General features: G+C 58.4%; 9 protein-coding genes and 1 tRNA gene. 2 read left to right on the top strand and 8 right to left on the bottom strand.

Going from position 1 to position 8,369, the window contains the following annotated elements:
• The 3 genes from SYN63AY4M2_RS07480 to SYN63AY4M2_RS07470 form a co-directional block, all read right to left on the bottom strand.
• Positions 1-241, bottom strand: a 241-nt coding sequence (locus tag SYN63AY4M2_RS07480; RefSeq protein ID WP_143597432.1) for a helix-turn-helix domain-containing protein, incomplete at its 3' end; no start/stop codon positions are given.
• Positions 242-279: 38 nt separating this feature from the next.
• The gene (locus tag SYN63AY4M2_RS07475) at positions 280-486 is read right to left on the bottom strand and encodes a hypothetical protein (RefSeq protein WP_099812680.1); all 207 of its coding nucleotides are present in this window, start codon (positions 484-486) and stop codon (positions 280-282) included.
• A 541-nt stretch (positions 487-1,027) separates the two neighbouring features.
• Positions 1,028-1,112 (bottom strand) — tRNA-Ser (locus SYN63AY4M2_RS07470).
• 214 nt (positions 1,113-1,326) lie between these two features.
• Between SYN63AY4M2_RS07470 and scpB the strand changes: the two genes are divergently transcribed.
• On the top strand, positions 1,327-1,881 hold the full coding sequence (gene scpB, locus SYN63AY4M2_RS07465) for an SMC-Scp complex subunit ScpB (protein WP_011431618.1): 555 nt from the start codon (positions 1,327-1,329) through the stop codon (positions 1,879-1,881).
• A gap of 206 nt (positions 1,882-2,087) precedes the next feature.
• Here scpB and SYN63AY4M2_RS07460 read toward each other — a convergent pair whose 3' ends face one another.
• A complete protein-coding gene (locus SYN63AY4M2_RS07460) occupies positions 2,088-2,738 on the bottom strand; it encodes a peroxiredoxin (protein ID WP_011431619.1) in 651 nt (216 codons plus the stop codon).
• A gap of 289 nt (positions 2,739-3,027) precedes the next feature.
• Here SYN63AY4M2_RS07460 and SYN63AY4M2_RS07455 point away from each other — a divergent pair, with 289 nt between their 5' ends.
• The gene (locus SYN63AY4M2_RS07455) at positions 3,028-4,074 is read left to right on the top strand and encodes a hypothetical protein (RefSeq protein WP_099834729.1); all 1,047 of its coding nucleotides are present in this window, start codon (positions 3,028-3,030) and stop codon (positions 4,072-4,074) included.
• Between the two features lie 49 nt (positions 4,075-4,123).
• Here SYN63AY4M2_RS07455 and SYN63AY4M2_RS07450 read toward each other — a convergent pair whose 3' ends face one another.
• The 4 genes from SYN63AY4M2_RS07450 to csaB form a co-directional block, all read right to left on the bottom strand.
• Positions 4,124-5,206 (bottom strand): mechanosensitive ion channel family protein, encoded by a 1,083-nt coding sequence (locus tag SYN63AY4M2_RS07450; protein ID WP_011431621.1) that lies wholly within the window; start codon positions 5,204-5,206, stop codon positions 4,124-4,126.
• A 154-nt stretch (positions 5,207-5,360) separates the two neighbouring features.
• Positions 5,361-6,203: an alpha/beta hydrolase gene (locus SYN63AY4M2_RS07445; protein WP_346426052.1), complete on the bottom strand. Its 843-nt coding sequence runs from the start codon at positions 6,201-6,203 to the stop codon at positions 5,361-5,363.
• Positions 6,204-6,370: 167 nt separating this feature from the next.
• Positions 6,371-6,955, bottom strand: coding sequence for a CPBP family intramembrane glutamic endopeptidase (locus SYN63AY4M2_RS07440; protein WP_011431623.1), 585 nt, complete (start codon positions 6,953-6,955; stop codon positions 6,371-6,373).
• Between the two features lie 151 nt (positions 6,956-7,106).
• On the bottom strand, positions 7,107-8,258 hold the full coding sequence (gene csaB, locus SYN63AY4M2_RS07435) for a polysaccharide pyruvyl transferase CsaB (protein WP_228375377.1): 1,152 nt from the start codon (positions 8,256-8,258) through the stop codon (positions 7,107-7,109).
• Between the last annotated feature and the right edge of the window lie 111 nt (positions 8,259-8,369).

The raw sequence follows: 8,369 nt of genomic DNA, 5'->3' as shown, positions 1-8,369 counted from the left end.
AGAAGTCTGGGTGTTCTGTAATAATTGCCATCACTTCCTGCCGATGTTGTTCCAAAATGCCCACTCGCTTGGTGCCTGCTTTCTTAGGGGCTAAATCTTGAGTTTGTTGGTACTGTCGCACCCAGCGGTGTACTGTTCTTTTGGTCACCATGAAGCGTTTAGCTACCTGGCGGATGGAGGTGTTACCTGCCTGGTAGGCTGCTACAACTCTTTGCCGCAAATCCAAAGAATGAGTCGGCATTCCTTTCTCTCCTTCCTCTTGAATACCTGTACCCTATTTTAAATTAAAAGGCTGTAACTTTGCATTTTTCTCTCGTATTTTTCCATTCTCTCTTCATAAGTCCAGGATTCGTATAAGAAGCGGGCTAAGGTGGCCACACCAGCCATCCCTGCCAAGATTAGAAAGAATGGAGCCTCAGCAATAATCAGCGCAATTAGGGCAACGACTCCAGCTCCAGTTGACAGGGCAGCCTGGAGCTTGTCCATCACACGGGTTGGGAGCTCTGGTAGTTGCGGCTTGACTGGTCGAGGGGGTAGTTGAGGTGGCTCAGGTTCTCTGGGGCGAGGGGGCAGTTCTGGCCCGCTCAGTTGCAGGCTGATGGGGGTGGGAAGAACTATATAGGGATAGCAGTCACTCCGCTCATATTTGAGGATTGGGTGGGGCTTCCAGCTCGGCGTGTGCATTGCGCTCTACTTGATCTGGCGGTTGCCCTGTAATATGCCAGAGGCCACTTTTCCAGTCAATTCTCCCTGGGCCTGTAGAGCTGCAGCTTGTTGTCCTTTTGCACCACCACCCGCTTCCAGCCTGCCTCTGTCCGGTAGATGAAGCTGATGTTTCGGGGCTCCGGGTTGTGCCCCGCTGGCAGCGGTTTGCCCTGGGCCCTGGCCCTCAGTCGGTCGGCTACGTCGAAGAGATAGCCAACCTCTAGATAGGCGTAGAAGGGCCTATCTAGGAGTAGGGGCGTGGTAGGGGGCTAGATCCGCCGAACAGCATTGTGGGTTACTCAATAAAGCAACGGAAAAGCAACGGAGAGGGTGGGATTCGAACCGACGGTGGCGTGAACCACGGCAGTTTTCAAGACTGCTTCCTTAAACCGCTCGGACACCTCTCCAATTCTCTGGGATCCCCAAACCCTATTTATGCTACGCAATTGGCTTCAGGCTGTGCAATTGTACTCCGCACCGAGTAGCGCGATGGGCGAGAAAGCAGACCCTGCCATGGTTTAGCATAGCAACGCTCGCCTTGGCCCAGGCCGCCCCAGCAGGGATCCCTCAGTCTGCAACTGCTGCTATGCTACGGGACAGGTTAGCGGATCCCTTGTCGCTATGCCCTCGCGTCGTTCCAAGTCGGTTTCAGATTCCAGGCCAGAGATAGGAGGGGGGCGTCTTTTAGCCCTGAAAAATCAGATCGAGGCAATCCTCTACCTGAAGGGACAGCCGTTGGCCCTATCGACGCTGGCCCAGTTGGCCCACTGCAGCCGCGAGGAGGCCTACGATGCGCTGTTGGAGCTGATGGAAGACTACGCCCACCGCGATTCTGCCCTAGAGGTGCTGCAGGTGGAGGAGGGGTTTGCTCTGCAGTTGCGGGAGCCTTTTCTGGAGCTGGCCAACCAGCTCTTGCCCCCTGAAATCGGGGTGGGCGCCACCCGTACCTTGGCAACCATCGTTCTACGTGGCCCCCTCTCGCAAGCTGACTTGGTGGAGTTGCGCGGTCAGGGCGCTTACCAACACGTGGCAGAGCTGGTGGAAAAGGGCTTTGTGACCCGCTATCGCAAAGAAGGCAGCCGCTCCCCCTGGTTGCGGGTGACGGATAAGTTCCATCGCTACTTTACAGTGGAGAGGCTGGCCGAAACAGCAGCAGCTTCCTTCCCCGAAGCCTAAACTTGCCGCCCAACTCGATCCCAACCCCACCGGCGATCGTTCTCTCCCAGAAGAGGAGGTTTCGCCTAGGCCAGCGCAGCGCCCTCCGAAACCGTCTTAGGCGGGTTTAAAGAACCATAAAGTCAAGGATCCCCTCGGCGGGGATCCAGAGAAAGGAATCACGGCTTCGGCGGAGAAGGGATCCCTTCCTGCCAAGGGGGGTGGACTTACTTATTGGGCTGAGGGGTGAGCCGCAGGTAGGGCTTGAGCTCCTTGTAACCTTTCGGGAACTTTTCTTTTAGCACTTCAGGATCCTGCAGCGAAGGCGGGATAATGACGTCGTCGCCATCTTTCCAGTCGGCAGGGGTGACGACGCTGTACTTATCCGTCAACTGCAGAGCGTCGATGGCCCGCAAAAGCTCGTCGAAGTTGCGGCCCGTGCTGGCCGGATACGTAAGGATGAGGCGGATTTTCTTGTTGGGATCGATAACGAAAACCGAGCGCACCGTCAAGGGCAGCCCTTCTTGGTTAAGGTTGGTTTGATCCAACATGCCGTAGAGCTGCGAGACCTTGCGGTCTACATCTGCCAAGATGGGGTAGTTCACGATAGCGTTCTGGGTTTCCTCGATGTCTTTCACCCAGCCCAGGTGGGAGTCCACATCGTCCACGCTGAGGGCCAGCACCTTCACCCCCCGCTTTTCAAATTCGGGCATCAGCTTGGCAACGGTGCCCAGTTCGGTGGTGCAGACCGGCGTGTAGTCGGCAGGGTGGGAAAACAACACTACCCAGCTATCCCCGGCCCAGGAGTAGAAGTCAATTTCGCCGTGGGTGGACTTTTGCGTAAAATTGGGAGCTGTATCGCCAAGTCGGAGAGCCATACGCTCTTTCTCCTCAGTAAAGAGTTCAGTCCGGTGAGGCCGGGATCCGGATCCTTGCCATCGATCGATCTACAGTCTATTCTGCCACAAAAACTCCACTTTTCCGAGCGGATTTTAGGATATTTTAAGGTGTTGCCAACTTGCCGGCTAGGGGGAGTGCCCTTTCCCGACGTAAACGATTGTTGCGGGGGAATTAATATTCTGTAAGTTGTTTACAGGCTGCAACGGCGACGTGCTAAGGGTATTGTAGGTAACAGAATCTAGCTTCTCGGGCGAGGCCGTGGGATCGATGGGAAGTGCAGAAACAGCTACAACTTGCAGCTTGGCCACCCTGTGGGCCCAAAAATATGTAGACAAGCTGCGGGCGCAGGCGGCCTTGGGCGAGCTGCCGGGCGCCCAACTGGCCGACAAAGTGAAGGGATCCCTGCGCTTTGCCAGCTCCCAGGCCTGGGCCAAGACAGAGCGGCTCTTGGCTGCTGAAATACCCAAGCAGCGGCTGGATCCGGACTTGATCGATCCCTGGCAAATTGCCGAGGATTCTCGGGATTTATTTGAGGCGGCAGCGGAAAGTTGTGGGGAGGGCCTCTCGCCGGCTCGCTTTTCGGTGCAGATCGCGCCGCTCTGTGGCCGGCTGAGGGCCCGCTACAGCGAACGGGATCCGCGGGTGCTGGGCTTTTTAAGTATGCAATTCCACTACACGGGGCAAATGGTCTTGCAAGCCCTATCCCCTCAAGAGCGCGGCCTCTTCCACCCCTACTTGAAGGTCATGGACGACCACCTCTACATGCCCCTCCAGAGGATGTACGAGGGTGCCGCCGCCCATGCAGGCGATACCTTTTCCGCCCCCCTGGCTGCCGTGCAAGAGCTCTTGCCTCTGGTTACCAGCGTGGCAGAGTCCATCTGTGCTGAGGTGGCGCAGCGTTTCCCAGGCTATCGCTGCGAAAGCGGCCCCTTGACGGATCTGGAGGTGCGGATTTCCAGCATCCGCGATGTGGAGATGTTCCAGGTGTACTTGGGCCTCTGCGTCCTGGAAGGCAGTGTGGCGGCTGTCCAACAAGAGCTGTTTCCCCTGTGTGTGATGCTCTACCCTCCTTTGAAGGTGGAGTGGAAGCTGGTGCGGCAGATGCTGGAGCTTTTGGATGAGGCGCTGCGCTTTCAGCTCACCCCGGCCAGCTACACCGTCCTGCTGCCTTATCTGCGAGCCGTGCAGAGCATGTTCTCGCTGGAGGTTTTCCCCGAAAGCGACCCCATCTGGAGCCATCATCCTGACGTGATGCGCTTTATGGGAACGGCGCAGAACCTGTTGCAAGAACTGATGGGTCAAGGAGCTATCTGAAAACCCGCCGGCAGCCCCATTCCCATCCCACTTCTTTACTAAGAGAGGACTAAGAGAGGTTGGTGAGGGCACCCTGCTGCTTCGAGCTCAGGTAGAGCAACTGCGTTGGGTAGGCAAATTCGATTCCCTGTTCCTGAAAAGTTCGCTTCAGAGCCAAGTTGATGCGCTCCTGAACATCCATGTAGAGGTTGTAGTCTGGGCTGAGCACGTAGTAAACCACTTCGTAATTGAGGCTGAAATCTCCGTAGGCGGCGAAGTGGGCGCGGTCAAATTGGGCGTTGGGCTCGGCTTCGATAATTTGTCTCACCAAGGTTGGAATGGCCTGCAGCTTTTCGGGGGGAGTTTCGTAAACAACGCCAAAGCCAAAAACCACCCGCCGCCGCTGCATACGTTTGTAGTTGCGAATTCGGGATCCGGTGATATCGGTATTGGCCATCACGATCTGCTCTCCGCCCAAGCTGCGTAGGCGCGTGGTTTTGATGCCGATGTACTCTACGGATCCCATAAAATCGCCCAAAATTATAAAATCCCCAATCTCGAAAGGCCGATCCATCAAAATAGAGATATAGGCAAACAGATCCTGTAAGACTCCTTGCGCCGCCAAAGCAATGGCTATACCGCCAATGCCCAAGCTGGCCACCAGTGCTGCCACATCAAAACCCAGATTTTCCAGCAGAAACAAGATACCGATAAGGGTAAACACCACCCGGATCAGAGGGGAGAGCAACAGCAAGCTTTGCTCGGTGGTGGCATCGCCTTTTTTGCGCATCAGGTAAATGCGCAGAGCATACTCTACACTGGCGCTGAGGAGATTGATGCCCAAGTAGGTGCCAACGACAGTGGCCAGGATGTCCAGAGTTTGCCGCAGGACGGTGGCCAAATTTAGGCTGCTCAAACAGACGTAAATCAGAGCCAGGTAGAGCAAAGGGATCAGGTAGCGCTCTACTAGTTGAATAGGAGTATTGCCGGGGATCCCGCTGAGTTTAGAGAACCAACCTGCCAAGGTTCGGAGAACCAAGCCCCGCAACACAGTGCGGATGGCGAAGATCCCGACTACAAAGATGAAAAATACCAGCAGGTAGTTCCAAAGGGGGTTGCCCAGCAGTTGGAAGCTGAGAATCTCCTGAAGCATGGCCTTGAAAACCGCCTTCTTCGGTCAACCAACAGCGAATAAAAGCAGCGGGAAAGCCCAGGGCAAAAGAGTCGCCTGGATTTGCTGCTTCTGTAACCAGTACCCTCTGGGTCTTAGCTAACAAAACAGGGACATCATAACACTGTGTTTATCGCTACTTAGCCGGCTGCTTGGAGAAAGGATGCTCGGGATCCACCAGCTCGGCCACAAATTGGTGCAGGATGGGCAGGTAGCGCTCCCCGGCCACTTGTAGCAAATTGTTGTGATCGGCTCCCTCGATGGGCACCAAACGCTTGGGATCCCGTGCCGCTTGGTAAAGGGCTTCGGCATGCCAGAAGGGGATCAAGCGATCCTGGGTGCCGTGCAAAATCAGCAGTGGGCAGTTGATCTGGGCGATGCGGCTGAGGTTGTCGAAGCGATCAAAAGGCAGCAGCGGGATGCGGGTCAAGACGCGAAAAGCAGTTACAAAGGTCGATTCCAGGATCAGACCCCCCACCGGCTTTTGGGCTGCCAAGTAAACCGAGGGCCCGCCCCCCACCGAGCGTCCGTAAACCAAAATCCGCTCCGGCGGGATCCCCTGCTCCACCAGATAGGCGTAGGCGGCCTCAATGTCCTTGTAGGCACCGGCTTCGGAAGGGATCCCTTCGCTGGTGCCGTAGCCGCGGTAGTCGTAGGCCAAGACGGCAAACCCCCCCTGCTGCAGGCCAGCCAGGCGCGGCAAGATATCTCCCAAGTCCTCGGCGTTGCCGTGGCTGTAGAGGAGGGTATAGGTGGCTTCGGGGTTGGGCAAATACACCGCCGAAATCTGCAGGCCATCGGCGGTGGTGAGCTTGAAAATGGCATCCCCATCCTGGTAGCTGGCGGGGCGAGGCAAAAAGATCAGCCGCTCCGATTGAAACCAGCCCAGCCAGAGCAGGTAGCCGTACACCCCCAGGCCAATAAGCAGCAAGGATCGCCCCACCTGCAGCCCCGGGAAGGATCCCAAAATCCAATTCAAAGGCTTTAACATCCCTCGGCTTGGCATCGAGATAATTCTCCTCACCCCCGGCCCCAGAGGGAGAGGGGGAATTGGTGGCGGCGACGTCGGCAACTAAGGCCTACGGCCCGCTCACGCGAAAGGCCTACGGCCCGCTGACGCGAAAGGCCTACGGCCCGCTGACGCGATCAGGATTCGGCTGGCAAGGCGGAACATTTCCAAAGGCAAACCCCAATCCAGTTAACCAGAGTATGGGCGACGATGGTCACCAGCAGGTTTCCCGACAGCCACACGCCCAGCCCCAGGAGGACGCCCACGGCGCTGGCCCAGACGGCATAGGGCCAACCCTGCCATCCCAGCCAATGCAAAACCCCAAACAAGAGGCCGCTCAAGAGGATCCCGCCCGTCCACCCCAAGGGACTGGCCACCAGGGATCCCATCAGCACGCCGCGAAACAGCCATTCCTCGCTCCAGCCCGGCAGCACCCCCACCCAGAAGATATCTGACCACTGCAGGGGATCCGCCACCAGGTGCAAGTAGGCGGAAGCCGCCCGGCGATAGGCCGGCCAAAGCCAGTAAGCCCCGCAGCTGAGCAGCGCCACCCCCAGCCCCAGCGCCGTTCCCCAGGCAACGGCCAGCGGATCCCAACGGAAGGGCACGCGCAGGGATCCCAGCCAGATCCAGAGGCCGGCGATCACCGCCGCGATCAGGCTGGTCAGGCCCATCCCGATCAGGATCTGTTGGCGCGTACAGGGTTGAATCTCGGCACTCATGGGAGGGGATTTGGCTTGGCACCCTATTCCCAGGGTAGAGCGAATCTCGACAAGGACGGCTGCCTGAATCCACACTGGCAGCGGGGAACACTCCAAGCTCTGAAGGGCGGGGCCTAGGCCGCCATTGTCTCGGTCAACAGGGTAGGAGCTCTCAACTCCCCGCTGCTTGCCAGTGGAGGTGCTGCCTCAACAACTGGGCGTGCTGGGCCGATCGCTCCACCCAAACGGCCACTTGGTCAGGGCCGAGGGCCGGCCCATCGGCATAGCAGGCCAACCAAGCCCGGTGCAAAGCTTCCGGATCCTCTGGGATCGCCTCGAGATCCCAGCCGGGCATGCCCAATTCCTCAAGCAGCGTTGTCACCTTGGGATCGTAGCTGAGGCCAAAGCAGGCACAGCCCTCGGCTGCCGCCATCACCAGGCCGTGGTAGCGCATCACAATTGCCAATTTCACCCCCCGAAAGACCCCCTTTAAAAGATAGGGATCCCGAATTTCCAACACCTGGCTGTGGCCGGGCAAGCGCTGTTGCAGCCGTTGCGCCAAGCGGTAGTCTGGCCCCAGGTCGGGGGATCCAGGCGGAGCCAGTTGGAAGGGCAGCAAAAGCAGATAAGCTCCGGTGGCAGCCTGGAGGCGTCTCAGGCCCTCAGCCAAAATCTCCAATCGCGCTGGAGTGAGCTGGGGATGCTGCCGCAAGACCACGGCAATGCGGGGCTGAGGCCATCTTTCCCACTCCGGCAGGGTTTTGGAGGGCAGGCCCCAAACCGGATCCGGGGCCACCTGATGGGGGATCCCCCAGGCTCGCAGCCATTGAGAAGCAACGGCGTCGCGCACGCTGATGGCTGTACAACCTGCTAGAGCGCGGCGGGCCAGCTCGCGGATCCAGCCCCGCTGCAACGGCCCGATCCCCTGGGCCCAGGCCAAGGTTTTCAGCCCCCGCCGCTGGGCCCAGAGCATCAGTCCCAGGTAGTAGAGGGGGCTGCGCCAACTGGTGCGATCCTGCAGCAGGCTGCCCCCACCCCAGATAAAAGCTTGAGACTGCCTCAGATAGCGCCGCAAAGCCCAGCCATCGAAGCGCGGGCAGGCCAGTACCCCATAGGTGGCAGCCGTTTCCGCGGGGCGAGGAGAGAGCACCACCGGCTGTACAGGGCCGGACAACTGCTGGAGTTGCCGCAGTAGGGCCAGCAACAACGCCTCGTCGCCGGCATTGCCGTAGCCGTGGTAGCCACAGATCAAAACCCATGGCCCCTGCATCGAGCCGATTTGCTCAGGCAAGTTGCGCCGGGATCCCCAATCAGTAGCAGTCAAGGTTGGTCGAACTCGGCCCGTTGCATCGAGAACCTAATCCAGCCTACAGCTTCCTTCCGGGATCCAGAGCGCTGCCGGCGCAGACATCTCCCTTGCAGCGGAAGGTCTCAG

The organism is Synechococcus sp. 63AY4M2, assembly GCF_002760475.1.
Taxonomy (GTDB): Bacteria; Cyanobacteriota; Cyanobacteriia; order Thermostichales; family Thermostichaceae; genus Thermostichus.
Note: the sequence above shows the minus strand (reverse complement) of the source record. Positions and strands in the feature narration are given on the sequence as shown.